General features: G+C 48.8%; 27 protein-coding genes and 1 other annotated feature. Of the genes, 6 read left to right on the top strand and 21 right to left on the bottom strand.

Translation table 11 applies throughout. The features are described from left to right. Window positions 1-14 precede the first annotated feature (14 nt). The 11 genes from AYO36_RS16875 to AYO36_RS01980 all read right to left on the bottom strand — a co-directional run bounded on the left by AYO36_RS16875 (window position 15) and on the right by AYO36_RS01980 (window position 9,755). A complete protein-coding gene (locus tag AYO36_RS16875; RefSeq protein WP_169738097.1) occupies window positions 15-191 on the bottom strand; it encodes a hypothetical protein in 177 nt (58 codons plus the stop codon). A 27-nt stretch (window positions 192-218) separates the two neighbouring features. Continuing rightward, window positions 219-605 (bottom strand): hypothetical protein, encoded by a 387-nt coding sequence (locus AYO36_RS02025; protein WP_231884636.1) that lies wholly within the window; start codon window positions 603-605, stop codon window positions 219-221. Further along, the gene (fliS, locus tag AYO36_RS02020; RefSeq protein ID WP_050678720.1) at window positions 569-937 is read right to left on the bottom strand and encodes a flagellar export chaperone FliS; all 369 of its coding nucleotides are present in this window, start codon (window positions 935-937) and stop codon (window positions 569-571) included. The genes AYO36_RS02025 and fliS overlap by 37 nt, the downstream gene beginning before the upstream one ends. 15 nt (window positions 938-952) lie before the next feature. Then, window positions 953-2,524 (bottom strand): flagellar filament capping protein FliD, encoded by a 1,572-nt coding sequence (fliD, locus tag AYO36_RS02015; protein WP_064299402.1) that lies wholly within the window; start codon window positions 2,522-2,524, stop codon window positions 953-955. A gap of 17 nt (window positions 2,525-2,541) precedes the next feature. Next, window positions 2,542-2,898, bottom strand: a complete 357-nt coding sequence (locus tag AYO36_RS02010; RefSeq protein WP_029342512.1) for a flagellar protein FlaG — start codon at window positions 2,896-2,898, stop codon at window positions 2,542-2,544. Window positions 2,899-3,033: 135 nt separating this feature from the next. Beyond that, the gene (locus AYO36_RS02005; protein ID WP_050678722.1) at window positions 3,034-4,128 is read right to left on the bottom strand and encodes a flagellin N-terminal helical domain-containing protein; all 1,095 of its coding nucleotides are present in this window, start codon (window positions 4,126-4,128) and stop codon (window positions 3,034-3,036) included. A 214-nt stretch (window positions 4,129-4,342) separates the two neighbouring features. Further along, window positions 4,343-5,626 (bottom strand): methyl-accepting chemotaxis protein, encoded by a 1,284-nt coding sequence (locus AYO36_RS02000; RefSeq protein WP_064299401.1) that lies wholly within the window; start codon window positions 5,624-5,626, stop codon window positions 4,343-4,345. Between the two features lie 165 nt (window positions 5,627-5,791). Beyond that, a complete protein-coding gene (locus AYO36_RS01995) occupies window positions 5,792-7,300 on the bottom strand; it encodes a peptide ABC transporter substrate-binding protein (RefSeq protein WP_064299400.1) in 1,509 nt (502 codons plus the stop codon). A gap of 98 nt (window positions 7,301-7,398) precedes the next feature. Beyond that, window positions 7,399-7,636 (bottom strand) — a binding site (T-box leader). Window positions 7,637-7,697: 61 nt separating this feature from the next. After that, on the bottom strand, window positions 7,698-8,090 hold the full coding sequence (locus AYO36_RS01990) for a hypothetical protein (RefSeq protein WP_064299399.1): 393 nt from the start codon (window positions 8,088-8,090) through the stop codon (window positions 7,698-7,700). Window positions 8,091-8,378: 288 nt separating this feature from the next. Then, a complete protein-coding gene (locus AYO36_RS01985; RefSeq protein WP_064299398.1) occupies window positions 8,379-9,209 on the bottom strand; it encodes a GNAT family N-acetyltransferase in 831 nt (276 codons plus the stop codon). A gap of 63 nt (window positions 9,210-9,272) precedes the next feature. After that, a complete protein-coding gene (locus AYO36_RS01980; protein ID WP_064299397.1) occupies window positions 9,273-9,755 on the bottom strand; it encodes a hypothetical protein in 483 nt (160 codons plus the stop codon). A gap of 137 nt (window positions 9,756-9,892) precedes the next feature. Here AYO36_RS01980 and AYO36_RS01975 point away from each other — a divergent pair, with 137 nt between their 5' ends. After that, entirely contained in the window at window positions 9,893-10,396 is a 504-nt protein-coding gene (locus AYO36_RS01975; protein WP_050678728.1) for a hypothetical protein, read from the top strand. 80 nt (window positions 10,397-10,476) lie between these two features. On the opposite strand, the gene AYO36_RS01970 is transcribed toward AYO36_RS01975, so the two are convergent. Together AYO36_RS01970 and AYO36_RS01965 are read right to left on the bottom strand one after the other, a co-directional pair. Then, window positions 10,477-11,742, bottom strand: a complete 1,266-nt coding sequence (locus AYO36_RS01970) for a HAMP domain-containing sensor histidine kinase (protein WP_064299396.1) — start codon at window positions 11,740-11,742, stop codon at window positions 10,477-10,479. After that, a complete protein-coding gene (locus AYO36_RS01965; protein ID WP_064299395.1) occupies window positions 11,739-12,395 on the bottom strand; it encodes a response regulator transcription factor in 657 nt (218 codons plus the stop codon). Before AYO36_RS01965 ends, AYO36_RS01970 begins: the two co-directional genes overlap by 4 nt. Window positions 12,396-12,525: 130 nt before the next feature. Here AYO36_RS01965 and AYO36_RS01960 point away from each other — a divergent pair, with 130 nt between their 5' ends. The 5 genes from AYO36_RS01960 (at window position 12,526) to AYO36_RS16720 (ending at window position 18,775) form a co-directional block, all read left to right on the top strand. After that, window positions 12,526-13,680, top strand: a complete 1,155-nt coding sequence (locus AYO36_RS01960; protein ID WP_064299394.1) for a hypothetical protein — start codon at window positions 12,526-12,528, stop codon at window positions 13,678-13,680. Window positions 13,681-13,878: 198 nt separating this feature from the next. Next, the gene (locus AYO36_RS01955) at window positions 13,879-16,704 is read left to right on the top strand and encodes a sensor domain-containing protein (RefSeq protein WP_064299393.1); all 2,826 of its coding nucleotides are present in this window, start codon (window positions 13,879-13,881) and stop codon (window positions 16,702-16,704) included. A gap of 86 nt (window positions 16,705-16,790) precedes the next feature. After that, a complete protein-coding gene (locus AYO36_RS01950; RefSeq protein ID WP_035410093.1) occupies window positions 16,791-17,672 on the top strand; it encodes a YitT family protein in 882 nt (293 codons plus the stop codon). A 23-nt stretch (window positions 17,673-17,695) separates the two neighbouring features. After that, window positions 17,696-18,592, top strand: coding sequence for an alpha/beta hydrolase (locus AYO36_RS01945; RefSeq protein WP_064299392.1), 897 nt, complete (start codon window positions 17,696-17,698; stop codon window positions 18,590-18,592). A 15-nt stretch (window positions 18,593-18,607) separates the two neighbouring features. Further along, complete coding sequence (locus tag AYO36_RS16720) at window positions 18,608-18,775, top strand: hypothetical protein (protein ID WP_156501817.1); 168 nt, start codon at window positions 18,608-18,610, stop codon at window positions 18,773-18,775. Window positions 18,776-18,826: 51 nt separating this feature from the next. Here the strand turns inward: AYO36_RS16720 and AYO36_RS01940 are convergent, their stop codons facing one another. From AYO36_RS01940 to flgM, 8 genes are all read right to left on the bottom strand, one after another. After that, window positions 18,827-19,651 (bottom strand): squalene/phytoene synthase family protein, encoded by an 825-nt coding sequence (locus AYO36_RS01940; protein WP_064299391.1) that lies wholly within the window; start codon window positions 19,649-19,651, stop codon window positions 18,827-18,829. Between the two features lie 194 nt (window positions 19,652-19,845). Next, on the bottom strand, window positions 19,846-20,070 hold the full coding sequence (gene csrA, locus AYO36_RS01935; protein ID WP_029342527.1) for a carbon storage regulator CsrA: 225 nt from the start codon (window positions 20,068-20,070) through the stop codon (window positions 19,846-19,848). Further along, window positions 20,070-20,510, bottom strand: a complete 441-nt coding sequence (gene fliW, locus AYO36_RS01930; protein ID WP_029342528.1) for a flagellar assembly protein FliW — start codon at window positions 20,508-20,510, stop codon at window positions 20,070-20,072. Before fliW ends, csrA begins: the two co-directional genes overlap by 1 nt. Window positions 20,511-20,514: 4 nt before the next feature. After that, window positions 20,515-21,093, bottom strand: a complete 579-nt coding sequence (locus AYO36_RS01925) for a DUF6470 family protein (RefSeq protein WP_064299390.1) — start codon at window positions 21,091-21,093, stop codon at window positions 20,515-20,517. Window positions 21,094-21,106: 13 nt separating this feature from the next. Continuing rightward, window positions 21,107-22,045, bottom strand: coding sequence for a flagellar hook-associated protein FlgL (gene flgL / locus AYO36_RS01920; RefSeq protein ID WP_064299389.1), 939 nt, complete (start codon window positions 22,043-22,045; stop codon window positions 21,107-21,109). A 7-nt stretch (window positions 22,046-22,052) separates the two neighbouring features. Further along, window positions 22,053-23,579 (bottom strand): flagellar hook-associated protein FlgK, encoded by a 1,527-nt coding sequence (gene flgK / locus AYO36_RS01915; RefSeq protein WP_029342531.1) that lies wholly within the window; start codon window positions 23,577-23,579, stop codon window positions 22,053-22,055. Window positions 23,580-23,591: 12 nt separating this feature from the next. Next, complete coding sequence (locus AYO36_RS01910) at window positions 23,592-23,999, bottom strand: flagellar protein FlgN (RefSeq protein ID WP_064299388.1); 408 nt, start codon at window positions 23,997-23,999, stop codon at window positions 23,592-23,594. Window positions 24,000-24,096: 97 nt separating this feature from the next. Further along, window positions 24,097-24,345 (bottom strand): flagellar biosynthesis anti-sigma factor FlgM, encoded by a 249-nt coding sequence (gene flgM / locus AYO36_RS01905; protein WP_047393186.1) that lies wholly within the window; start codon window positions 24,343-24,345, stop codon window positions 24,097-24,099. Window positions 24,346-24,732: the final 387 nt, after the last annotated feature.

Here is a 24,732-nt window from a genome sequence, read left to right as displayed (position 1 = left end):
ATTTTTTCGTGAGCTTACGACTCACGACGATATTTTTCTTCTTCATAGGCATCCGGTGCATCGGAGACAGGGCGTTCGAACTCTTCCCATGATTCCGATTCGACGTCCGGTTCAATGAACTGATCGTACGAGCCATCCGATTGGAAATACGGCTGCGGTACGGGACGCTTCTTGTCTTCCCGCTTGGTCACGAAAGATCCCTCCCTCACACAAGAAAGTTACTGACGAGAATCAAAATACGGTGAAAAACTATGATCGACTTCTTCGTACGGATCAACGTACGATTTACGACTCGTTTGCGTCTGACGCAACTGACTGATTTGTACCCCTAATTTAGCCGTTTCCGCTGATAATTTCAAGTCGATTTTCCGACTGTCAGCGACGAGTTCTTCGATGACGGCTTGATTGGCTCCAGCTAGCAGATTCGAGTGTGCCGCGATAAACGCTTCCCGTTCCTTCAGCAGACCTTGAATCTTCTCGATCCATTCGTCATACGTCTCTTCATTCGGCGTTTGATCAAGCAGTTCAATTAGTCGTTTTGTCTTCAGGCGAAGCGGATCGAGCGGACTCATCGTTGCCGTGCGAGTTTCATCGCTTCTTTCCACGTCTCGCGGAATTCTTCCGCAAAACCAATCACTTCTTCAATTGCAACCAAATCATTTTTTACGTTGGCATCAATCAGCCGTGTTTGCATGTAGTCATACAGACTGTTCAAATCCTTTGATAAGGCGATCGATTGATTCAACGTCAATTGCAATTCGGTAATGATTGCCTGTGCTTTTTGGATATTCGTATTTTTTTGTTCGATCATCTTCTGTTCGATCGCTCGTTTTGCGAGCATTGAGAATTTGATCAAGCCTTCGTATAACATCAACGTTAAATCTTGAGGTAACGCCGTCGTTACCGAGTTCGTCTGATACGTCGCATAAGGGTTCATCGCGTTTCCTCCTTTTTATTGTCCTTGTCCGAGATAACCGGCAAGCGTCGCAGATTGACTGTTCGCTTGATTCATTGCTTGTTCCATCGCCGCGAATCGGCGATAGTAACTGTCTTCTTTTCGTTTCAACTTGTCTTCCCACGACAGCATACTCTTATCGAGATCAGCGAGTGATTTTCCGAGCCGATATGTCGTTGAAACTGCACCGTCTCGTCCAGCGACACCTGAAATCTTATCACGGAGTGTAGTCGCAAACCCTTGAATCTGGCGGACAAAACCGTCAATTCCATTTTGACTTGGTATCGGATTACCTTGCGCATCTTTTGGTGGCTCAGGAGCATCTACTGTAAATAATTTAAAAACACCTTCCGGCTGTTCTTCAAGCATTTTCTTAAGTTTTGTTTCATCAATCATCAGTTTTCCACCGTCACGGAAATCACTCGTTGAAGTAATTCCGATTTGTGACATGTACTGGAGTTGGATCGTATCCGTACCTGACGTATACGAGTAACCCGTATCGATTTTCGATGAAATCGCACTCCGAAACTGACTCAAGCCATCCTGTAAGTAGCTATCATTCTTAAGCACACCACTGATTGCTTTTTCTTCCCACTTCTTGACTTCGTCCTCACTCAATTCTTTGCGCTGGGCATCCGTCAATGGCTGGAAATCACGATACTTCTCTTCACGAACCTTTTTGTTCATCTTATCGATGACGTCATTGTATTTATCAACGAAGTTCTTGATCGAATCAAAGTTTTTTTGCGTATCGAGCGTCGTATTGATTGTCGTCGCTGTCGTCGAGACGTTGTTTAATGTGATTGTCAGACCGTTTTGCGTAAACGTATTCGTTGTCTGCTCTAATTGTTGTCCACCAATCGTGTACTTGGCGTTTTGTCCTTCACGACCAAATGTTGCGTCCTGTGAATTAACCTTCAAAGTATTATTCGAAGCATCAACGATGGAGAGATCGGCACCCAAGGGATTCAAGTTACCAGTACTCGCTTTCGTTAAGACAAGTTTGCCTGTTAAATCATTGAAAACTGCGTTCATCCCGAGACTGGTTTTACCGTTAATCGCCGCCGTCAAATCCGATATCTTCTGTGTTGCGTCAAACTTCAATGTCTCTGTTACCGCTACACCAGCTGCATCAAAGGTATTGATTCGCACATTGATTTTCCCGTCCGCATCCTTTGTAAACATTCCACTCTCTTCAAGAGTTGCATCACTCTTCTTTCCGCTTGCAGCGACTAACGTCACCGAAGCAGCACTAGCGAGTTGACTAATACTATCAATCGTCACACTACCGGCTGGTGCGCTCGGACTTGCTGTCACAGTTAACGCAGTCGGATTCGAGCTCGTAACTGTCTTCGATTGATAGTTTTTTGACAAAAGCATATCGCTTGCGGCTGTCCGAAAATCAAGCAATGCCCGGTTCATCTCTCTGTAAGCATCACGTTGCCATGTCAATGTCTGTTTCTTTTGCGATAAACGATCAACCGGCGCTCGCTCCGCCTGCATCAATTGTTTAATCATTGTTTCCGTATCAATCCCACTCGCAAGACCACTTAGTCGAATTCCTGCCATCCAATCAGTCCTTTCTGTTAAATTCGTTTATCGATCAATTGATTAAATTCCATGAATGCCGCAAAAAAATCGAGTTCCTTTTTACTTGGAATTTCTTGCACGACGTTATTATTCGTATCGACGACTTGAATATAATATTCATTTAACTGTTCATGCTTGACGAACTTCAAACCTGTTCGTTGAAGTTCAAGTTTTATGTTCGCCTGTTCCATTGCGGTTTCAAGCTTCGTAATATGTTGTGGTGTCGGTAGGACAACGACTCCTTCTTCTGCTAGTGCTTCCTGATTCGCTTCCACAAACACATTCCGTGTCGCTTCGTACGGTAGGACGTTCGAAGGCAGATGAAGGCGAATTTCCGTATTGATGGAATTCATAGTCGGTCACTCCTTTTTGTTCTCTATGTAGTATATCGACCAATTCATCTGATTTGTTAGAGTTCTAAGAGAACAAAACAAAAAAGGTCACGGAACATGCCCGTGACCTGATCAATCGGTATGTGCCAATTACGATTAACGGAGTAATTGGAGAACGCCTTGCGGCTGTTGGTTCGCTTGAGCCAACATTGCTTGTGCAGCTTGCGCAAGAATCGAGTTCTTTGTTTGGTTCATCATTTCTTTCGCCATGTCAACGTCACGAACACGTGATTCAGCCGCTGTTAGGTTTTCAGAAGATGTTTTGAGGTTGTTGATTGTGTGGTCGAGACGGTTTTGATAAGCACCTAATTTCGAACGTTCTTTCGAAACTTCAGTGATTGCGCTCTCGATGTTTGTTACAGAAGCTTTAGCTGTAGCATGTGTAGAAACATCAACACGACCAGCCGTAGCAAGGTTTAAGACACCATCCGTTTTCATGTTACGAATGTTAAGACTTAAGTTTTGATCTTCGTTAGCTCCGATTTGGAAAGTAACTGATCCAGCATCAACTACAACGTTACCTACAGCATCATCAGCTGTGTAACCTGCATTTGTTTTAATCGAGATGCCGAATTCAGAGAAGTTCAAATCTTGAGCTCCATTGGCATTGCTGATTGTTTGAGTTTTAGTACCGAAAGTCATAGTTAACTCACCAGCAGTACCACTAGTGATTGTATAAGTACCTGCTACTGCTCCGTTAGTTGAAGCACCAGCTACACCTGTAACAGCAAGTACTGTAGTAGTAGCAGCATCTTGATCAACAGTTCCACCAAGACCACCGTTTAATAATGTTTGTTTGTTGAATTCTGTTGTATCGCCGATGCGATCGATTTCACTCTTCAAAGCAGTGAGTTCTTCTTGGATAGCATCGCGGTCTTGAGCAACGTTAGTGTCGTTGGCACCTTGAACTGCAAGTTCACGCATCCGTTGAAGAATATCGTGTGTTTCATTCAATGCACCTTCAGCTGTTTGAATCATTGAAATACCATCTTGTGCATTTCGTGAAGCTTGATCAAGTCCACGAACTTGAGCACGCATTTTTTCAGAGATTGCGAGACCAGCTGCATCGTCACCCGCTTTGTTGATACGAAGACCTGAAGCAAGTTTCTCCATTGACTTGCTTTGTGCTGCAGAAGCTGCAGACAACTTGTTGTGCGTGTTAAGAGCTGTAATGTTGTGATTGATAATCATTGTAATTTCCCTCCATAGGATAAGTTTTTTGTCTCTTTGAAGATCCGTCTTCTCCGAGATGTGTCCCCTGGCCGGCCCAAGGGTGACACGGTAGAATTAGTCGATGACTGCTTCCACCTTATATATCGTCGTCCACTCGAAATGTTTAACAACTTTCTTCAAAAAAATACAAAAAAATCGCACATCTGGTTTGGATGTACGATTTCCCTATAGTTTAGAGACGTGTCGCTCCAGTCTCTTCCTGTAATTGTTCTGCTACTGCTACAAGCTCTTCCATTGCTCCATTGACTTCACCAAGCGATGCCGCTTGATGACTAGACGCTTGTAAAACTTGCTCAGCGTGCTTCGATGCTTCCTCGACCATTGAAAGGATATTCGCTGTCGTTAAGCCAACTTGATCGATTTCTTGATCAGATTTGACTACGAGTTGATCAACCGATTTAACGCGTGAGTAAACATTTTCTGTCGAATGATGAATTTCTTCAAATGACGAGCCTGCTTGTTCTACGAGTCCAACACCAGTTGCGACTTCACTCTGAACATCCGTCATCGCGTTCGCCGTGTCATTAACAAGACGTTTGACGCCAGAAATCAAATCGGTGATTTCTTTCGCTGATGTCGCCGTCTGTTCAGCGAGTTTTTTAACTTCTGCTGCAACAACGGCAAATCCACGTCCTGCTTCGCCTGCGCGTGCCGCTTCAATCGATGCATTCAAACTGAGCAAGTTCGTTTGTGCTGAGATATCACTAATGACATCTGTAATCCGTGAAATCTCACCTGTCATATCCGTCAAACGACCATTGAGTGTCGCTGACTGTTCCATCTTCTTCGAAATCATATGCATCGCTTCGACGGAATCTGTTGCGAGTGTCTTCCCGTTTTGGGCTTCCGTCTGCATGACTGTCGCTGATTTCAATGCTTCGTTCATCTCTTTTGCAACTTCATCCATCGTCCGTTTGACGGCACCGAGCGCATCCATTGATAAGTAGGCTTGATCGACATTTTCGTTCATCTTCGCGGACAGTTCTGCCATTGCTGAACGAATGCTTTCACCCGACGCATTGCCTTCTTGGACTGCTGCTGCAATCTCTTGCGCTGACGCTGTCAGCTTATCGCTTGAGCTTCCCATCTGTGTCGCCTGTTTGCGGATATGTAGAACCATGACTTCGAGTTCATGCATCAATTGGTCGACTTCATCCCCGCGCTTCGCTTCCTCGAAATCGACGTTGAAGTTGCCGTTCGCGACTTCGCGTGCCGTCTCTGTCGCCTTTTCGATTGCTTTGATCGGTTGACGTAGAATCAATTGCGTCAACGACGTCCCAATCAACGATAATAGTAAGCCAATCCCTGCTCCAATCCAAATCGCGCTCGTATCCGCGACATCAAGTCCACGGTGGAGATAAAGCACAAGCTGGGCTGAGATACCACTCGTGATGACCGAGATGGCCAAGACCCAAAAGAATAACCGTACCTTCAAGTTGCTTCGTAATTTACGCATAACCGAAACTTCCTTTCCTGTATCTTCTTTCACCGTCCTCTCTATCGGTTTCTTTTGTAACCGTTTTAAGTCAGTTGACCCGATTTTCAAAAATGATTTCCAGTGTTATGACAAAAGTCCACAAAAAGAGAGTGATGGATCAAATCATCCATCACTCTCTTTTTCTTATTTCCGCTCAATCTCAACATACTTATATGAGATATCCGTTCCGACATTGTGTCGTGCGAGATTTTTGACTTCCGTGTTTTGCAAGAAGGCATTCTTCCGTTGGTAGACCGGTGAGATCGCTTGATCGTCGAGCAACAAGCTTTCCGCTTTACTGAGTAAGGCGAGACGCTTGTCTTGATCGAGTTCACTTTCAGCCTGTTTCAAGAGACGGTCATACTGTTTGTTCGAATAATCCATCATGTTGAACGGGTTACCCGTCGTGAACAAGTTCAGGTATGTCGTTGCATCCTGATAGTCTGGTGCCCAGCTCGCAAGTGACAGATCGTAATCCCCTCGTCCTTCACGGGCGAGACGCTCTTTCTTCGGTAGTGACAACAATTTAACGTCGACATTCTGCTTCTTCAACGCCCCTTGGATATACTCCCCGATTTTTTTCGAGACGTCGTCATCTTCGATCAACATCGTCAACTCAAGGTTTTGCTTTGCCAGCACTTTGTTTGCCGCTGCTACATCATATGACGATTCGATTTGACGCGCACTATCGTATTTCGGATCAAGTTCTTTTGGCACGATGTAGTCAGCAGGGAGTGATCCGTTTCCGAGCAACGTTTCCGTCATCGCTTTTTTATCATATGCTGCGTCGATTGCTTGACGTGTTTCCTTGTCCTTCAAGGCTTCTGTCTTTTCGTTCATCCGGATGAAGAACATCCGCGAATCGCTGAACGTGTTGTACTCTTTTTGATCCTTGTACGTAACGACGTTCTCCGAGTTGAGCGGCGCGACATCGAGCTCTCCTGACTCGAACAAGTTAATCGCAAGCATCGGATCCTTGATGATTTTAACGTCGACTTCGTCGATCTTGACGTTCTTCCGGTCTGCGTACTCGGCGTTCTTCGCGAGCGTATAGCCTTGTTCCGCTTGATATTTCTTGAACGTGAACGGTCCGTTGTAGACGTTCGTCTTTGGATCCGTTCCGAACTGGTCGCCTTCTGCTTTGACGATATCTTCCCGGACCGGCATATATGTGCCGAACGTCGTCATGCTGAGGAAGTATGGTGTCGGGCGTTTCAGTTCGATCCGGAGTGTTTGGTCGTCGACCGCTGTCGTTTTTTCGACTGGCTCGAGCAAGTAAGCGAACGGTGAGTTCGTTTTGATGACACGCTCGAACGCATAACGGAAGTTCTCTGCTGTGACGGGCTTTCCGTCCGACCATTTCGCATTCGGGTCGAGCTTGAACGTATAGACTTTTCCGTCCTCTGATACGCTATGTGACTTCGCTGCCGCTGGAACAAGTTCGTTGTTCGCGTCGAAGCGATAGAGTCCTTCGTAGATTTGGTTGAAGATGTTTGACGTGATAGCGTCTGCCGGGTCAACCGACAGGAGGTCGTAACTCTCCATCGTATGCAGGACCTTTTTGTTCGCCTGTTTGTCTTCTGCTGGTTCTGTCGTTGCACATCCTGCTAATAGGACTGCCGTACTCGCCGCTGCGATCAATGTCTTTTTCATGTGTAGTGCCTCCTGAGAAATATGATGAGCGTTGGATGATTCGGCATACCTTGACGTACAACAAAAGGCGCCCTCTACGCATAGCTAACAGCTAATGCATAGAGGACGCCTGTATCCGCGCGGTGCCACCTCTGATTGAGACGAAGAATCGTCTCCACTTGTCGCTGGTCCAACAACCAGCTAGCCCGGTAACGGGGGCAACCGTCCTGTCTACTCAAAGGTTCAACAGGCTCTCAGCGGTCCATTCTCGTTCAGCTTACCGTGTCAGGCTCTCACCATTCCTGACTCGCTTGGTCGGCAGTGTTGACGATACTTACTCCGCGTCGTCGATGTAATTGATATGGCTTAACTTGTGTTTACTTTACACGGCTTGTTTTTCACTGTCAACGAAAAAAACTCAGAACGGATGATCTTCTTGTTTTTCTTGCTCCCGACGGACCGGACGTGGTCGAATCGGTTCGACATGTTTGACATGTGTTCGTGTAACGATTCGGTTACTGAGTGCTGCATCGACGAGAATCGTGATTGCTGCTGCCATGTGTAAGAACATCCCGACGACCGGAATGACACCGACCGTTGATGCGACGATCCCGACGATGTTCCCTTTTGAGACGTTCCCGGCACGTGCCGTCAATACGACGACGACGATGTGAAACGCGAGCATCAACCACAGGGCATTGTAACCTGAGAAAATAACGATTGAACCACCTAGAAGCGGAATCCCGAGCACCGCTTCCATTCCACCTGATACCCACTTCAACGTCCGCAATGAATCCTGTCGACTCTCCATGACGTCGCCTCCTCTTTTTTTCCATATGTCTAGTATACGACGGATTGCAGAAAAGGTTCCAACGTTTTTGTTTAGTTTCTGTAATAGTAATCATAAAAAAAAGCAATCGACGAATGTACTCAAGTCTTGCTCCCTTTCCTCAGGCGAGACACAAGCCGCGACTCTTTCGCTTCAAGCAAAAAGCCGGGTCTTGTTTGTCTCTGACAGCGCAACTGCGCTTTTTCCTGTAGGAGTGGAGCACCTTGAGTGTCCAGCATGCACTGGAATATCCGTCAATCGCTCATTATTTTAAACTGCCAACACATGGAACTGATAGCCCCGATGCACGACGAATCCTGCCTCTTTGTAGAGATCAAGTGCCCGGTCATTGTCCGTCTCGACGTCGAGTTCGAGTTGTGTCCGACCTGTCCGGAACAATGCTTGAACCATCAGCTTCAGCATCTTCTTCCCGTAACCATTACCTTGCGCTTCCGGACGAACCGCGAACGCATGGATGCTCGCTTGTGTATCGGAAGCAAGATAAGCACGGATGACGCCGACCGGTTTGCCGTTTGCGACACCGATGAACGTAATCCGGTCGTCAGATTCAATCGCTTGATAGATCGACTCTGCTTCTTCGTCCGTGTTCCCGAACGATTTACCAAGCGTCTCGACGATGAACGGACGGTCGTCTGCTGTCGCTTCGCGTAATTCGAAATCAGGATCGGCTTTTAAGAACAACTGCGCCTTTTTCAAGATCATGTTGTACTCCGTCATCCGGTACTCAGCACCTAACCCTTCGAGGACAGCTTGACCTGACTCACTTGCATCGTCAATGACGAACGTGAATGCTTCGACGCCTGCTTCCGTTGCCTGCGCACGTGCCGCTTCAACGAGTGCTGTGAAGATGCCTTGTTTTCGGTAATCCGGATCAACGAAGACATTCAATTCCCACTCCGTCGGTAAGTACGCGAATGCTTGTAAATATCCAATCAATTGCTCGCCATCATAGATTGCGAAATCGTTCTCGCCGACCCAATCGGCTGCGACCTTTAATTCAATGCCATCATGATCGTTGACACATTTTTCGAGTTGTAATACATCTGTTGTTTGTTTGACGTCTGTGACGTTCCATTCCATATTCATTCACCTCATTTTCAACTATACCGAACGAACAAAAGAAGCACTAGCAAAAGCTAGTGCTCATTGCAGTTTAAATGTCTTCATCATCTGCGGGACGTCCTTGACGATCAAGTTCTCGATCGCTTTTTTACCGACAGCACCTTTGACGGCTTCCGTCGGTAAGACGTAGTAGTACGTTTTGCTACCTTTCGTCCCGAGATATGTACCATATCCGATTTCACGGTCGAACTGTTTTTTCGAGAGCTTCTTCGGCTCGTAGTTCAAATTGACGAGCAACTGATCCGCGCCTTTGACTTTATAATAAAAGGCGAACGTACCACTTCGCGTGACAACACCGTATTTCGATTTGACCGTCTTGTTTTTGACAAGTTCGACTTTATCTTGTTGGATCGCCTTTTTTAACGCGTCCGTCGTCTTGACTGTATAGCCGAACGATTCGTTCGCGACGACCCCTTTACTATATGTCACGTTGCTTGCAGCAAAACCCGTCACCGGAGTCAGACATGCTCCGAGTAAGACTCCTGTCATTGCGATTCGTTTCATGCTGACTCCCCCTTAAAATGATCGATAGTAATGGATTCCCTTTTGTGAAATAGGTAAACTCTATTCTCGAAAAAGATTTGACGGAATTGTCTAAATTTCTTACGATAGGGATAACGAAACGAAATGGGGTTAAAGCGATGACTGAACAAGAACAATTAACGCAAGAACAGCTCGATAACTTGCTCAAGAATGCGTTTGCAATGCAGGTTCCGATCCTCGAGAAGTTCATGAAGGATACACACGATCGTTACGCACTCGCAACGACGTCGTTCAAGCGTGACATGGAAGCGATGAAAGAGACGGAATGGCATCAGTTCTTCGCTAGTAAACTGTTACCGCACTTCTTCCTCGAGCACCTCGGATTCGGTGCATCGTTCCGCTTCAACGGACACGACAAGGAAGTCGATCTTCCGGAAAACGTCGTACCGGTCCGCAATGATGCCGATGAGCAAATCGATAAAGTCGTCCTTGGGGTCAAAAAGGCGATGCAAGACGAGCACATCAAGAACCACGATCTCGTCGCGAACTTCTATAAAGAAACACTCGAACTCGCTTGCCAGATGGGCAGCCGTGTCGGGATGAGCGATGAGTTCTATACACTCGTCAAACCAAGTCTCGTTCATGCGAACGATGGTCAATAATCGTTGAAATTCAAGAGAGGTCAGTTTCGGAAAGCTTTCCGAGAACTGACCTCTCTTTTTGTGTACCTGATAGAATCCGCTTAAAACCGAACGTAGAAGACTGCTCCTCCACCACTTCGGTCACGGACACCATACGCGAACTGATGACTATCAAGAATCATCCGACTGATCGCAAGACCGAGTCCATGCCCGGCACTGCCTTCTTGTTTGACGTAGACGTCCCAGATCGTTGCCCGATCTTCTGCCTGAACTCCCGCTCCTTCATCCTCGACCGTCAACTCGTCATGCGTTAAGCGAACGGTGACCGTTCCGCCGACGGGTGAAGCAAAACGAGCGTTCATCAAGAAGTTGATCAAGACACGTTCGAACATGCGTGGATCAAGTGACTGCCTAACCGGTTGTAGCTCCGTCGCCAGTGCCAGTCCTGCCTGCGTGAACGTTCCGCGTAAACGTTCGACTGTCGCAAGCACGAGTTCATCGAGTGCCACATCCGTTCTTTCAAGCGGCATTCGTCCACCGGCAAGCTTCGAATAAAGCAACGTCTCATCAATCAGATGACCGAGTCGATCCGTCTCCTCGATAATGCTCGTCGTCACGTCGGGCAGTTCAGCAACGGGAATGACACCTGCCGCGAGTGCCTCGGTCTCGTTTCGAATGATCGCGAGCGGCGTCCGCAAGTCATGGGTGATGCCGGCGATGAACGTTTTCTGTAGATGATCCTTCTGTTTGAGTTGCGTCTGCATCTCATCGACCGCGTCAATCAACTCCCCGACTTCATCCTTCGGTCGCGCCGGCAAGACGACGTCCGTCTCACCAGCACCAATCTTTTGGGCAACGGACCGAAGCGTCACGATTGGTCGCGTCAGGTGCCGTCCCATGTAGTAAGCGAGTAAGGATACGAGAAATAGGGTCACCAGTAACGCGAGTCCAATCGCGAGATAAACACCACTCAGGGCACTACTCGCCAGTGGTGCTTGTCGGACCGTCGTGATGCGCGTTCCATCAACGGTCAACTGATACGTCAGCAACCGTTCGTCTTGCACTTCGATGACGTCTTCTTTCTTAAGACCGTCGAGAAGTGGTAACCGTCCCGCCGGTCCACGCGCACCGATCCGTTGCGTCAACCCGTCGGTCGTCAAAAATCCTTGGATGTCACGCGGAATCGGCGTGTCGGCTTCAATCGCTTGTTTGATGATGTTCGCTTCGCGGGCGAGTTGATCGTACCGTTCACCTTCTGCGAATCGATTGACGAGGAACGCCGTCAAGACGAAACTGAGGACCCCCATCACGAGCAACGGACCAACGACAGCGTATAAGAACTTACGCATCAAAGGACGTCGTTTCATTCAATCGCCTCCAATCGATAGCCGACCCGGTGCACCGTCTTCAATTGTTGTTTTATGACGGGCAACTTATCCCGCAATTGTTTAACGTGCGTGTCGACGGTCCGGGTATCGCCACCAAACGCATATCCCCAGACGTCATCAAGAATCTGATCCCGGCTCAGTGCCTCATCGAGATGTTCGATGAAGTAAAGCAACAGTTCGAACTCCATCTTTGCGAGACTGATCGCCCGTTCACCTGTCTTGACTTGGCGTCCCTTCTCATCGATCGTCAAGTCACCGAACGCATGGCGTGCGACCGGACGGACTTTTAGTGCCCGTTCAAGTCGGATCGTCAACTCCTTCAGGACGACTGGTTTGACGAGATAGTCATCGGCACCGAGTTCGAGTCCGAAGACACGGTCATCGGCTTCCCCACGCGACGTCATCATGAAGACGACCGGTGGCTGAACTTGTGATTTGATACTTGGCACGAGTGACCAACCGTCACCATCTGGTAAGCGGACGTCGATCAAAACGGCATCAAACGCTGTCGTCAGGCACTGTTTCGCCTCTGCTAACGAACCAGCAATCGTCACGTCATACGCATGATGACGAAGGAAACGCGCCGTCACCTGCGCTAATTTTTGTTCATCTTCAATCAATAGTACGTTCATGGTCATCCCTCCACTCTTAGTGTAGCGCCTTTTTGCCTTCATTTGCCTTTCTTCGCAGTTTCTTTGCAACTTCCTCACAACTTCTCTTTCGTGACCCTCTACCATAAAAGGTGAAAGGAGTGATCATCCCATGACATTCAAAAAACAATGGATCACTGCATTGACAATTAGCGCATTAACAGTCGGAGGCGCATCAGCATACGCTGCGACGAACGACGACTCGAACACGACAAAACAAGCGAAACACGGGCACCACTTCGAAGGTATGAAAAAGCACGACATGACGCTACTCTTGAAAAAATTGAACCTGACACAAGCCGAGGCAGATGCTGCCCGGGAGAAAGGGCAATCAATCGCCGATCTCGCAAAAGCAAAAGGAATCTCGTTCGCTGATTACAAAAAAGCAGAACTCGCAGCAGCGAAGGAGCAGCTCGCAAGTCTCGTTAAATCAGGCGACTTAACGCAAACGCAAGCAGACGACATGTTGAAGCGCCAAACGGAACGGTTCAGTGGCGTCAAGAGTTACACTGAACTCAAAGACAAGATACCGATGGGTCGCCACGGTGGACCAGGTTTCTTCAATGAATCATTGATCGCTGACGTCCTGAAGGCACTCGGGCTGAGCCAGTCGAAGTTCGACGCAGCGAATCAATCGCTTGCTGCTTATGCGAAGGCACAGTCGATCAAGTTCGCCGACTATAAAAAAGCATTGCTTGCGGCGCAGACGAGCGAACTCAATCAACTCGTCAAAGACGGGAAGATGACGAAAAAACAAGCAACGGAAATCAAGTCTCGTCTGACAGAGGAATATAAGGATGCGAAGAGCTACGATGATCTTCCGGATCGCGGCGAACACGGTAAGCGTGGTGACCACGGACCGAGTGGCGTCTTCGGGGATTCAACATCCGCAATTTTAAAAGCACTTGGACTCGATGAAGCGAAATTTAAAGCTGCAGAGCAATCCTTACCTGAATTCGCGGAAGCGAACAAGATCGCTTACGCCGATTTCGAAAAAGCCGTCCTGACAGCGCAAACTGCTGCGATTGATCAACAAGTCAAAGATGGCAAACTGACAGACAAACAAGCAAAACAAATCAAGGAACACATCGAGTCCCGCGCGGATGAAGCTTCAAGCTACGCTGATTTGAAGAAAGGACCAGCACGCGATGGTGGTCATGGTCGAGGACACGGACCTGGTCCGGACGGTGACATGCCGGGAGCACCGGATCAAGGCACGGATGCCGATCCAAATGCCAGTGATACATCCGTCGATTTAGCGATTTAAGAATGAGACCGAAGCTCTTTCATGAGAGTTTCGGTTTTTTTGTGTTCGGTTTAGGACAGATGTCTTTTAATCATGATTTTCATATACTGGTTCACTTTTTTGAAAAATAAGTCTATTCCTTGAACGAAGGTTGCAATTTCCATTTCCTACACCCGATACTAGTAGAGAGAACGCTAGTATTGTAAGGAGGTGACGTGGATGGCTTTTCATGAAGCGATGAATCGGATTCGTCAATCCGACACAGCCCCACTCTATATCGGTGGACTGGAAGTGTCCCGTCCGGAAACGGCGGAAGCCTTCTTTCAGCAACAGACAGATGCAATCTTTTTATTCGATGCCTCTGGAACGATCATCTATTTCAATGAACAGTTACCAGACATGCTCGGCTATTCCGCTGAGACGCTCTATGAGCATTTCGCCGTGTTCAATCCGCCTGATCAGATTGAAGCAGTGACTGCCTTTTTCACGCGTGCCTTAAGCGGTGAGACCGTTCATTATACGGCACAAGGACTTCATGCTGACCAACACCGGGTCACATTGAAGATTACGAACATGCCGGTTGAACAAGACGGACAAGTCATCGGTGTCTACGGAGTTGCGCGCGATATCACACGCGAGAAACAACTCGAAGAAGATGTCTCGTCGATTCGCTCTCAACTCGAACTGACGGAACAGATCCCGGAACTCGTCGTCTTTCACTTCGACGTCAACACACAAACAATCGAGTTTTCTCCCGCTTTATTGCATTTTTTAGGTCTTTCAGAAGTCGACGCGACGACGCTTGACCAAGAACAGTTATTTAGTCGGATTCATCCACGTGACTTCGATCCGCTCCGGTTCGAGATGGAACGTTTGATTGCAGGTGAAAAGGAACGTTTTGAAATGGAAGTCTCCCTGTTGACCGCTGACGATACCTATCAGCTGTTGCGCTTGAAAGCCTTCCATCGTCCACATCATCCAGATCATCTATCGGTCGTCCTCTATGATTTATCGGAAGTCGACGAGGCGCGACGTCAACTCGTCACGGAACGGGCACAGGCACGTGAAATCTACGAAGCCGTTAATGCCGCGATCTCACAAATCGACTTGTTCTCGGGACGAATCCTCTTTCACTCACAAGGGTTCCTGCACATCTTTGAAGAATTACCGCAGGATTTAATGCTTAGTCGTGAGTGGTTGTTCGAGCGGTTAGACGTCCGCGATCACGCGGCGATGAAACAGTTCATTAGACGGTTGGTCGACGGTCAGGCGGGCACGATCCAGTACCGCCTTCACTTCCCGGATGGTCGCGTCAAATGGATCGAGGACCAACAGATCCCGATCTTCCAACTAGACGGCACGATTGCTTACACGAATAGCATCATGCATGACATCACGCTTCAAAAAGCGTACGAAGAACAATTACGCCAGCTCGCTTTGCGCGACGCCGTGACACATCTGCCGAACCGGCAAGCGCTCATCGAGACGATCGACGCGTGGCAAGAAAAGAATCAATCGTTCTTCGTCCTCACTGTCTCCTTCAACCGGATCGCTGAGATCAACAACGCCTTCGGACACGGTTCCGGTGATCAGTGGCTACAAGGAACGGCAGCTTTATTACAACAAACAAAACCGGACGAGACGTTTCTCGGGCACCTTGGTGGGGATGAGTACGCCTTGCTCGTACCAACGAGCTATAAACAAGACGTGACGACATGTGCTGAGGCGTTGCTCGACTTATCGGAAACACCAATCTCGATCGAACCGTATGCTTTGTTCGCGCGAATCTCGGTCGGAGTCAGCCGGTATCCGGAAGACAGTACGGACGCTGTCGAATTATTGAAGCATTCCTACACTGCCTTACGTCGCTCACGTCGTGAAAATCACAGCACGATGCACCACTACGCATCGAATCTTGATATCGATTACTACCGTCGTTATCGTCTTGAGCAGGACTTGCATTATGCGATCGAGCGCGATCAACTGTTCCTCGAATATCAGCCGAAAGTCGATAGCTGGACCGGAAAAATCGTCGGTCTCGAGGCATTGATTCGCTGGCAACACCCGGAATGGGGACGGATTCCCCCGAACGATTTCATTCCGCTTGCCGAAGAAAGTGCCTTACATGTCGCAATCGGGGACTGGGTCGTCGAGACGGCGTGTCGTTCGATGCAACACTGGAAAGCAACAGGCGCAGAGCTCGTTCCGATTTCCGTCAATGTCTCACCAAAACGATTCTTGATTCCTGGTTTTGAACATCATATCGAACGGATGCTGTCGACGTATCAGTTAGCACCTGAATTACTCGAACTTGAAATCACGGAAGCCGCCTTGATCATGGATGACCCGATGACAAGCCGGACGCTTGAATACGTCAGTCGGATCGGCGTTCGGATCGCACTCGACGACTTCGGGAAAGGCTATTCCTCGATGGTCTATCTGCAGAGGTATCCGATCAACGTCATCAAGATTGACCGACAATTCGCGACCCACATCACGGATGACTCCAAAGCTCAAGCGATCGTCAAAAGCATTCTCTATATGGCAGGCGAATTCAATCTAACGGTCGTCGCAGAAGGCATCGAGACGCTCCGTCAGCTCGATACGTTCCGGACGCTCAATTGTCCCAGTATCCAAGGTTACCTGTTTAGTCACCCAGTGCAAGCGGACGTCATGGAATCGTTCCTCCTGCGCGAGATCTTGTATCCGATCGAAGCCTGTTCCTTATCGAGCGATACGGTTCCTCGCTTCTCTGTCTCAGGAAAAGTTCGCATGTTGACACATCACACCCAGTCGTTTGAACTGCCCTTCTCCGATATCGAAGCCCATCGGACGAGCACGCGTGCACTCTACTTTTCGACGAAGACGTCGTTGCCGTTGTCAGATGCGACGTTTGAGATTCGATTGAGTGAAGGATTACAACTCGTCACTTGTACAGTGACGATCACCGGACAGCAAGATGAACAATATATCGGCGAATATACGAATCCGACAGAAGCGGAACAGATCATGCGTTTCTTCCAATCGTTACGCTATCGCCCTTGACCTCTCCACGAAGACGTTCACACACGTCTTCGTGCTTTTTTGTTATAGTAATCGTAAAGCGTTTTACTTCAGAAGGGAGGAATGGCATGCAGTCACCACTACCTACGAAACATCATCGCCGCTCTACGAAAGGTCAGCTTTTTCGACGATTGTTGATGCTGACGATCGGTGCCATCATCTTCGCGCTTGGACTAAAAGGATTCCTTGTTCCAAATAACATCATCGATGGCGGAATCGTCGGAATCTCGATTATCGGTTCAAAAGTGACCGATACGACGCTCGCCTTATGGCTGTTCTTCTTGAACATTCCATTCATCTTCTTTGGCTATAAACAAATCGGAAAAACGTTCGCCCTGTCGACGTTATACGCAATCTTCGTCATGGCGATCGCAACGAAACTCCTCGAACACATCGGTCCGCTGACGAGCGTGGATTTGCTCGCGACCGTCTTCGGTGGCTTGATTCTTGGAATCGGGGTTGGCATCGTCATCCGTTCGAGTGGATCACTCGACGGAACCGAGATTCTTGCCGTCTCCTTCAGTCGCTCGACGCCGTTCTCAGTCGGTGAGATCGTGATGTTCTTCAACGTCTTCATCCTTGGCGCCGCTGGATTCGTCTTCGGTTGGGACCGGGCGATGTACTCGTTGATCACCTATTTCGTTGCCTTCAAGACGATTGATGTCGTCATCGATGGACTCGATCAGTCGAAAAGTGTCTGGATTATTTCGGAGAATTATGAAGAGATCGGTCTTGCAATCATGGATCGACTTGGACGCAGCATGACGTATTTAAACGGAGAAGGTGCCTTCACCGGCGACGGTAAAAAAGTCATCTTTTGCGTCATCAGTCGCCTCGAGGAATCAAAACTCAAAGACATCGTCCGTGACTTCGACGAGCAAGCTTTCATTGCGATCGGCAACATCCATGATGTCCATGGCGGTCGCTTCAAGAAAAAAGATATCCATTAACCGAACGAAAGGAAGGAACACGGGTGTGGAAAAAACATCGTAAGAAAATCATCGGTGGCGTGATTGTCATCGTGACGCTTGCTGTCATCGTCGTCATCGGAATTTCCGCTTATGTCGGCTCATCGTTGACGCAACCGGAACGTGAAGCCTTGACGACGACACCAAAGAAAGCGGAAGGACTCGACTATGAAGACGTCACCTTCCGCTCCTATAAAGACCGGACACGTTTGTCTGGCTGGTGGATGCCTAGCGAGGACGCAAAACTGACGGTCGTCTTCGCTCACGGTTACGGCAAGAACCGGGAACAAGAAGATGTTCCGATCTTCCCGTTATTCAAGAAGTTCCACGACGCGGGCTATAACGTCCTGACGTTTGATTTCCGGGGATCCGGTGAATCGGACGGAAAACGTGTCACAGTCGGTGCAAAGGAACAAGATGATTTGCTGACGGCCGTTCGCTACGCGAAGTCGCGGTCTTCAAAACCAGTCGTCCTCTACGGTATCTCGATGGGCGCTGCAACATCACTCGTGACCGCTCCAAAGGCGGACGTCGTCGGTGTCATCGCCGACAGCCCGTTTAGCGATCTCGAGAACTATCTCGCAACGAACCTGCCTGTCTGGAGCGGGTTACCGAACTTCCCGTTCACCCCGATCATTCTGGAGATCACGCCACCTCTGACGGGTCTCAATCCAGAACGGGTGAAACCGATTGAAGCGGTTCGACGGATTGAGTATCCGATCCTGTTGATCCACGGGAAGGACGACGATGCGATTCCGGTCACGGAAAGCATGAAGATTCAAAAGGCGGCACCGCGCTCCGAGCTCTACGTGACGGAAAACGGTGGGCACGTCCAGTCGTATGCGCACGACCGGAAAGCGTATGAAGAGAAAGTCATGACGTACTTGTCAGATCTGCACTGATGAAAGGAGATTGACATGCAACAGTTATCGTTGTTCCTGACCTTTTTCGTCGCACTGACAGTCATGACGATCGGACTGCTCGTCTCCCGCCGTGCCGGCTATCGTTTGCCGTACGGACGAACGATAGCCTTGATTTGGACGGGCTCTGCCCTGATCGGACTAGCCCTTTACTTATTACGTTAAACGAACAGCCGCCCGCTTCCTTGACGGAAACGAGCGGCTGTTCGTTTGTGCTTATCGTTTTAGTACGGCAGCGCCGACAATCTTCAAGACTTCCGGACGACTGAGTTTTTCTTTCCCTTTTGCAAGGGCACCCAGCGTCCCATGTGCGAGTGCAAGTGGAATGTGACAGAATTCATAAATCGTCGTCTCCTTCGGAATGGACGCAAGGTAGGCATCGGCTTCTGCGAGATTCTCACGCGCATAAGCAAACATCGTATCCGTCGTCCAACCAGGTGGGAAGTAACCGACACCACGCTCCGCATCCTCCTGTTGGTTACGCAGGATGTTGACGGCTTGTAAACCACGACCAAATCCGATCGCTTGCTGTTTATCAGTGACGATACCAGCCTTCCAGTACCAAATGTCGGATAACATGACACCGACGAGTCCGGCGACATAATACGTATACTCGTCAAGATCCGCTTCCGTCTCGACCGTCCAGTCACGCTCTGCCCAGACCGCCATCCCTTCTGCCATCTCCGCCGTCGAATCGAGGACCTTCGGACGAATCGCCGCCGGACAATAGGCGATCCACTCCGGTAGACGGAGTGTTACTTCCGGTAGATGCGCCGTGTAGGGCGCAATCAACTCGAGATAGGTCGTAGCGGAGAACGTGCCCCGCATCAATAACGCCGTCTCGCGAAGTAACATCGTCTTGACGTCCGTCGCCAAGTCCTCATGGTCTTCAATCTCATCGATGGCACGCATGCATAGATAAGCAGCACCGACCGCTTCCTGTAAGTCTTGCGATAGTCGACTAATCGGGATATAGAAGGTGCGACTCGTCGCTTTTAATACACGGTTCGCGTCTTTTTTCAGCTGCTTCGTCTCATTCATTCCTGACAACTCCCTCTTTGGCTCAAAAGGTTTCTTTTCTCTTCATTACTATACACGATTCAACGCGTTTCAGCATTTGTTTCATGATAAGAAAGACTCCCTTTGCAACACATTCGGGCAAAGGGAGTCTTTTCGTCCTCGTTTAAAGCGCATCGTTCATTAAAAAGATACGTTCCGATGACATTCAAATGGAATCATTTTTCCTGTTGTTTCAAGAGTTGTCCAATCAATCCAGTACTACGGGACGCTTCCGTGTTCTCTTCTTGGATCGATAAGTAGACTTCCTTCCGGTGGATATCAACTTGTCGTGGCGCCTTGATACCAATCTTGATTTGATCACCCTCGATTGCAAGAATCGTCAGTTCGATGTCGTCCCCGATTTGAATCGCTTCTCCCGTCTTTCGTTTCAGTACGAGCATCAGCGACCACCTACTTCCGTTAGACTACCGATCAGATGACGATTCGTGTATGTATCGTCTAGGATGATTTGTTTTGCGAGTCGTTGTTTCGTCTCCATGACGAAAGGTGCTCGTAAGTTCGTCGTTGACGTCGTGAACGGATCCCGTAATGTGACCGTCGTATAGACAGCGACTTGCGCTGTATCCTCGATTCCGAGTTGCTCTTTTGCTGCCTCCGGTAACTCGAAGACATATTCCGGATCAATCCAGAACGGGTTCGTCACGACGAAGGCACACTCCGGCTGATCAATCGATTGAAACGACCAGAACGGGACCCCTTCTCCGAACGGGAGCAAGATGAAGCGTTTTGCTTCCGGAAAACCTGGTAATTCGGACGCGAAGGTGATGATTTCCGTCTCGTCAATCGTAATGGTTCCAAAAAAATCCGTTTCGATCTGCATGTCGTTATCCTTCCCCATCGAATATGCCGCCAACCGGCCACATATTCAGTTGATTTTGTTCTTGTAGATAAATGTCGACCTGACCTTCTTTCACAGTCAGTTCCGGTCGATGCGTTTCGACATCGATTTTCGGACGATTCGCGGTATAACTTAGTCGCACCTCAGCCGGTGTATAGGTCGTCTTGACTCGATCGAGGCTCCGCGGAATGAATCCGAGGGTCGTCACTTCAGCAGGTGGTGTATCATTGGCTTTCGCAATCCGCGCGACAGTTCCACCGCCCTGCTCGATCCGCATCAGTTGATCGCCTTCAGAGGATCGTTTCGCGACAGCTTCCTGTCCTTTTTGTCGTCCATAAGTAGCATACTGCCGAACGGATTCGAGCGCAGGAACGCGCCCCATCTCGATCCAGGCTTGCGTCGAATCGATCTCAAGGCGTGCCGCGACGGTTTCAATCGATAGTTCCCCACGTGGTTGTTCGATCGACAGGGAGGCAGGTGTCTGCTTCTGCTCGATTTGCGGACGCGTGATGTTCATCCCGATTCGTGCCGCCGTCTGACGTATTTCAAGATGCGGAAGATTCATCTGCCTTCACCTCTTATCGTAAGAAATCGAGTAATGTCGGCTGAATGATTCGTGCCCCGGCGCTGAGTGCTGCGCGGTGTAACGTCTCGTATGACTTCAGCTCCATGATGACTTTTTCCGCCTCAATGTCTTCGTTGTCCGACATGACCGTCTTCGCGATGATTTCCTGATCCTCGAGCCGTGATGTGTTCAAATCCATCCGGTTGACCCGTGCCCCGAGATCAGCACGTGTCTCGACCGTTCCGTTGACCATCTCATCGATATCTTTCAACATCCCGGATAAGGTAGCCCCGTTGTTATCAGCGTTCGTTCCGAGTGCATCATAGACTTTTTTCAACGTTTGGAACGTTTCCGGTCCGAAGACGCTGAGTGGTGAAATGTTAACTTGGACTTCGATACCGGAAGAAACTTCATATTTGATGGATTCCGTCTCCTTACCTGTCGGATCACCATCCGTGAAGACACCGTCAACAGGACCAGTTGTACTCGCTAAGTAATCACGCAATCCGTCCATCGAGACGAATGCCGTATCCGTCTTCGTTCCGTTGAAGATGCCTTTTTCATTGTATTTCGTATTCGCGAGCGTCCCAATGTGTTCAATCAATTGACCGACTTCGCTCTGGATCGCTTTACGTTGTGTTGCATCATACGTATCCGTCGCCGCTTGTGTCGTCAACTCACGAATCCGACTCATCGCTGATGTGACTTCGTTAAGGGCAGAATCCGTCAAGTCCATCCAGCCCGTTGCTTCGCTGGCATTTTTCTTGAACTGTTCGACTTCTCGTACTTCCGTCCGGTAACGCACGCCTTGCATCGCAACGACTGGATCCTCAGACGGACGTTGAATCTTCTTCCCACTGATCAATTGTTCCTGAAGCGTGCTCAAGCGCTGATAGCTTGAGGATAAGTGCCCGATATTCGTTTTCGTCAACATCGTTTGTGTTACTCTCATCTATTCATCACCGTCCTACGAGTCCCATACCGTTGATGATTTTATCAAGCATCTCATCGACGGTCGTAATATTTCGTGCTGCTGCATTATAAGCGTGTTGATACTGAATCATCATCGTCATCTCTTCATCGATCGAGACGGCAGACATCGACATGCGGCGCTGATCCGCACTTTCCATCAAGACAGCAGCACTCTTACCAAGGCGTCCGACCTGATCGGTCGAGACCGCCATATCGCCGATGACGTTTTGATAGAACGAGCCGATCGTCGTCGTCGTTTTCGACTCCGTGAATTCGATGCTCGCTGTCTTCATCTTCGCCAGTTTCAATGCCCCTTGACTATCCCCGATGTTGCCGTCCGTCGACGTCGCGATGTTATCAAGACTCGCCTTGATGTCCGAACCGACGGAGATCGTTGCTGCCGTGATGTCACCGCTTGTTGATGCGAAGAAGGCGTTTGATCCCGCTGTACCATCTTTCTTCAAGTTCGTCGCATGCGCAGCGTTAAAAGCATTCGCGAATGTCTTTGCCATCTCATTGAGTTGACTTTCCATCTTGACGTATTCCCCGACGGCTTTTCCGTCTCGCTCTTGTCCGTACATCTCGATTAGTCCTGATAAACGTCCTGTTGAGAAGCCACCGAGCTGATCAAACGTATAGGTTTGTGTCTCAGACTTAAAGCCGGTGTACAGTCCCTGTTCGTTCGTCGTGAACGTCAGTGTGCCCGCTTTCGGTAAATCGGAGTCGACAGCAAGCAGCTTGTCCCCGTTCGGAAACTTGATGTTGACGTCAATGCGCCCTTCCGCATTACGCAACGCATTCCCCATCTGTCCTGTTTCGATCGCCTGAGCATCTACTGTCACTTTTTCGAAATCAACATATTGAGCAAGCTCATCGAAGTAACGATCTCGCTCATCGTAGAGTGCGTTTGGTAAAGCACCAAGCGGCTCGACAACGTGGATTTCCGTATTGATGTTATGGATTTTTTGTAAGAGGTCGTTGACTTTTTTCGTCGAGACCTCAATTTCACTTTTTAAGTCTGTTTTGACTTGATTGATCGCTTTTGCCATGTAATTGAAGGTCTGCGTGAGAGTCTCCGCCTTTTGTCGGACGACACTGCGTGCACCTGAATCTTGCGGATTCGTCGACAAGGTCTGGAGTGATTCCCAGAATCCATCGAATGCTTTTGCAAGACCGGTGTCAGACGGTTCGTTGATGATATCTTCCATCCGCCCGAATGCCGCTTGTTTCGTACCGTAATAAGAGACCTTCGTCACTTCATCCCGGTACTGCTTATCGAGCATGACGTCCCGAATTCGCTCGAGCATTTCTCCGCGGACCCCAGTTCCGACTTGTCCATTTCGTCCAGATCCAAGTGAAATCGAAAGTTGTTCCGTCGTTCCCATGACGAGACGCTGACGAGAGAATCCTTCCGTTCCAGCGTTCGCAATGTTATTTCCAGTCGATTGCAGAGCCCACTGGTTCGTCGTTAATGCCCGACGTCCTGTCTCAAGCCCCATGAAAGTCGATCCCATCCGTATTCCTCCTTACGCGTTTCGATTGAAGTGTGTCTGGTTCAGTGCGGACTGTCCGTATGTGAAGTCGTCCGCTTCTGGAATCAAGAGTTGGAGATGCCAATCCAAATAATACAGGGATTGCTCCAGCAACTCCGCGTTTAGTTTGTTGAGCTGCCGCAGTTGACCGATCGTCTGCAACAACGTTCGGAGTGAGTCGACATCTTCCGGATGTGTCGCGATCCATTCCGTCATCGTCACGCTCCCCATCAGTGCGAGCCGTTCTTGTTCTAATCCTTCGATTCGTTTGATATGTACGGGTTCTTCTTTGACGATTTCAGACAAACGACGCATGTCATTTGCAATCAAGACTTGCTTCTTTTCTTCTGCGAGCGCAAGTAAATGAGCATGCGCCTCGTTGAGCTGATTGATGAGTTGCATTCGGTTTCTCCTTCCGAATTGAAAAGGTTCCATTTCATATAAAAAACGACCCGCGCATCCGTGCCCCGAGTCGCCTCCATTGTCTACGATGTCCCGCTTACAGGTTCAAGAAACGTTCCGCGATTTTTTTCGCATCTGGTTTATAGGTTCCATCCTGGATCGCCTGTTTGAGGGATTCAATCTTTTCAGTCCGTGACGACTGTGTCTCGTTGAAACGCGCACGCGCTTCTGTAGAGATACTGACTTCGTCCGGACGATTCGTACGTTGGTTTTTTGTTCCTTCTACTGATTGAGTTCTTTCGTACGTTTTGGGCATGTTCACCCATTTCGTAGAATCAATTCGCATGTGAACACCTGCTTTCTAGACTACAAGATTCTTAGTTCAAGTCCGATACGTCCTTGGTTTCGAAGAGTCAGAAGAGTCAAGCATCGCCTGGGCGAGGTCACGTCGTAAACGATCACGACATGTGGCACAAATCGTGCCTTCACGGGAGGGCTTCCCGCAACTCTCACACATGATTTCCATCTGGGAAATCTCGGAGATCAATAAGCGCCCTTCCTTGATGTAACGGAAGACGGTATCTCGACTAACACCCGTTCCGATCTCGACATCTTTAGGTGAAGTTCGGATTTTTCGTCGTTCTCGCAGAAATTCGCGTACCTTCTCAAAATCCGTATGATCCTTTCGTATGCAATCAATACACAGTTCTGAAGATTGACGCACGACTAACTT

The organism is Exiguobacterium sp. KKBO11, assembly GCF_001644945.1.
Taxonomy (GTDB): Bacteria; Bacillota; Bacilli; order Exiguobacteriales; family Exiguobacteriaceae; genus Exiguobacterium_A; species Exiguobacterium_A abrahamii.
This window is presented reverse-complemented; position numbering and strand designations above follow the sequence as displayed.

What these genes read in the sequence shown, in the direction of transcription:
- AYO36_RS01995 (WP_064299400.1), bottom strand. Translation starts at nt 7,300, where the DNA reads ATGAAAAAGACATTGATCGCAGCGGCGAGTACGGCAGTCCTATTAGCA.
- AYO36_RS01940 (WP_064299391.1), bottom strand. Translation starts at nt 19,651, where the DNA reads ATGAATGAGACGAAGCAGCTGAAAAAAGACGCGAACCGTGTATTAAAA.
- csrA (WP_029342527.1), bottom strand. Translation starts at nt 20,070, where the DNA reads ATGCTCGTACTGAAACGAAAGACGGGAGAAGCGATTCAAATCGGGGAC.
- AYO36_RS01950 (WP_035410093.1), top strand. Translation starts at nt 16,791, where the DNA reads ATGCAGTCACCACTACCTACGAAACATCATCGCCGCTCTACGAAAGGT.
- flgK (WP_029342531.1), bottom strand. Translation starts at nt 23,579, where the DNA reads ATGGGATCGACTTTCATGGGGCTTGAGACAGGACGTCGGGCATTAACG.
- AYO36_RS01970 (WP_064299396.1), bottom strand. Translation starts at nt 11,742, where the DNA reads ATGAAACGACGTCCTTTGATGCGTAAGTTCTTATACGCTGTCGTTGGT.
- flgL (WP_064299389.1), bottom strand. Translation starts at nt 22,045, where the DNA reads ATGAGAGTAACACAAACGATGTTGACGAAAACGAATATCGGGCACTTA.
- AYO36_RS02000 (WP_064299401.1), bottom strand. Translation starts at nt 5,626, where the DNA reads ATGCGTAAATTACGAAGCAACTTGAAGGTACGGTTATTCTTTTGGGTC.
- flgM (WP_047393186.1), bottom strand. Translation starts at nt 24,345, where the DNA reads ATGCGAATTGATTCTACGAAATGGGTGAACATGCCCAAAACGTACGAA.
- AYO36_RS01965 (WP_064299395.1), bottom strand. Translation starts at nt 12,395, where the DNA reads ATGAACGTACTATTGATTGAAGATGAACAAAAATTAGCGCAGGTGACG.
- AYO36_RS16720 (WP_156501817.1), top strand. Translation starts at nt 18,608, where the DNA reads ATGCAACAGTTATCGTTGTTCCTGACCTTTTTCGTCGCACTGACAGTC.
- AYO36_RS01975 (WP_050678728.1), top strand. Translation starts at nt 9,893, where the DNA reads ATGACTGAACAAGAACAATTAACGCAAGAACAGCTCGATAACTTGCTC.
- fliW (WP_029342528.1), bottom strand. Translation starts at nt 20,510, where the DNA reads ATGCAGATCGAAACGGATTTTTTTGGAACCATTACGATTGACGAGACG.
- fliS (WP_050678720.1), bottom strand. Translation starts at nt 937, where the DNA reads ATGAACCCTTATGCGACGTATCAGACGAACTCGGTAACGACGGCGTTA.
- AYO36_RS01910 (WP_064299388.1), bottom strand. Translation starts at nt 23,999, where the DNA reads ATGCAACTCATCAATCAGCTCAACGAGGCGCATGCTCATTTACTTGCG.
- AYO36_RS01985 (WP_064299398.1), bottom strand. Translation starts at nt 9,209, where the DNA reads ATGGAATGGAACGTCACAGACGTCAAACAAACAACAGATGTATTACAA.
- AYO36_RS01955 (WP_064299393.1), top strand. Translation starts at nt 13,879, where the DNA reads ATGGCTTTTCATGAAGCGATGAATCGGATTCGTCAATCCGACACAGCC.
- fliD (WP_064299402.1), bottom strand. Translation starts at nt 2,524, where the DNA reads ATGGCAGGAATTCGACTAAGTGGTCTTGCGAGTGGGATTGATACGGAA.
- AYO36_RS01925 (WP_064299390.1), bottom strand. Translation starts at nt 21,093, where the DNA reads ATGAATCTTCCGCATCTTGAAATACGTCAGACGGCGGCACGAATCGGG.
- AYO36_RS01980 (WP_064299397.1), bottom strand. Translation starts at nt 9,755, where the DNA reads ATGAAACGAATCGCAATGACAGGAGTCTTACTCGGAGCATGTCTGACT.
- AYO36_RS01960 (WP_064299394.1), top strand. Translation starts at nt 12,526, where the DNA reads ATGACATTCAAAAAACAATGGATCACTGCATTGACAATTAGCGCATTA.
- AYO36_RS02005 (WP_050678722.1), bottom strand. Translation starts at nt 4,128, where the DNA reads ATGATTATCAATCACAACATTACAGCTCTTAACACGCACAACAAGTTG.
- AYO36_RS02010 (WP_029342512.1), bottom strand. Translation starts at nt 2,898, where the DNA reads ATGAATTCCATCAATACGGAAATTCGCCTTCATCTGCCTTCGAACGTC.
- AYO36_RS01990 (WP_064299399.1), bottom strand. Translation starts at nt 8,090, where the DNA reads ATGGAGAGTCGACAGGATTCATTGCGGACGTTGAAGTGGGTATCAGGT.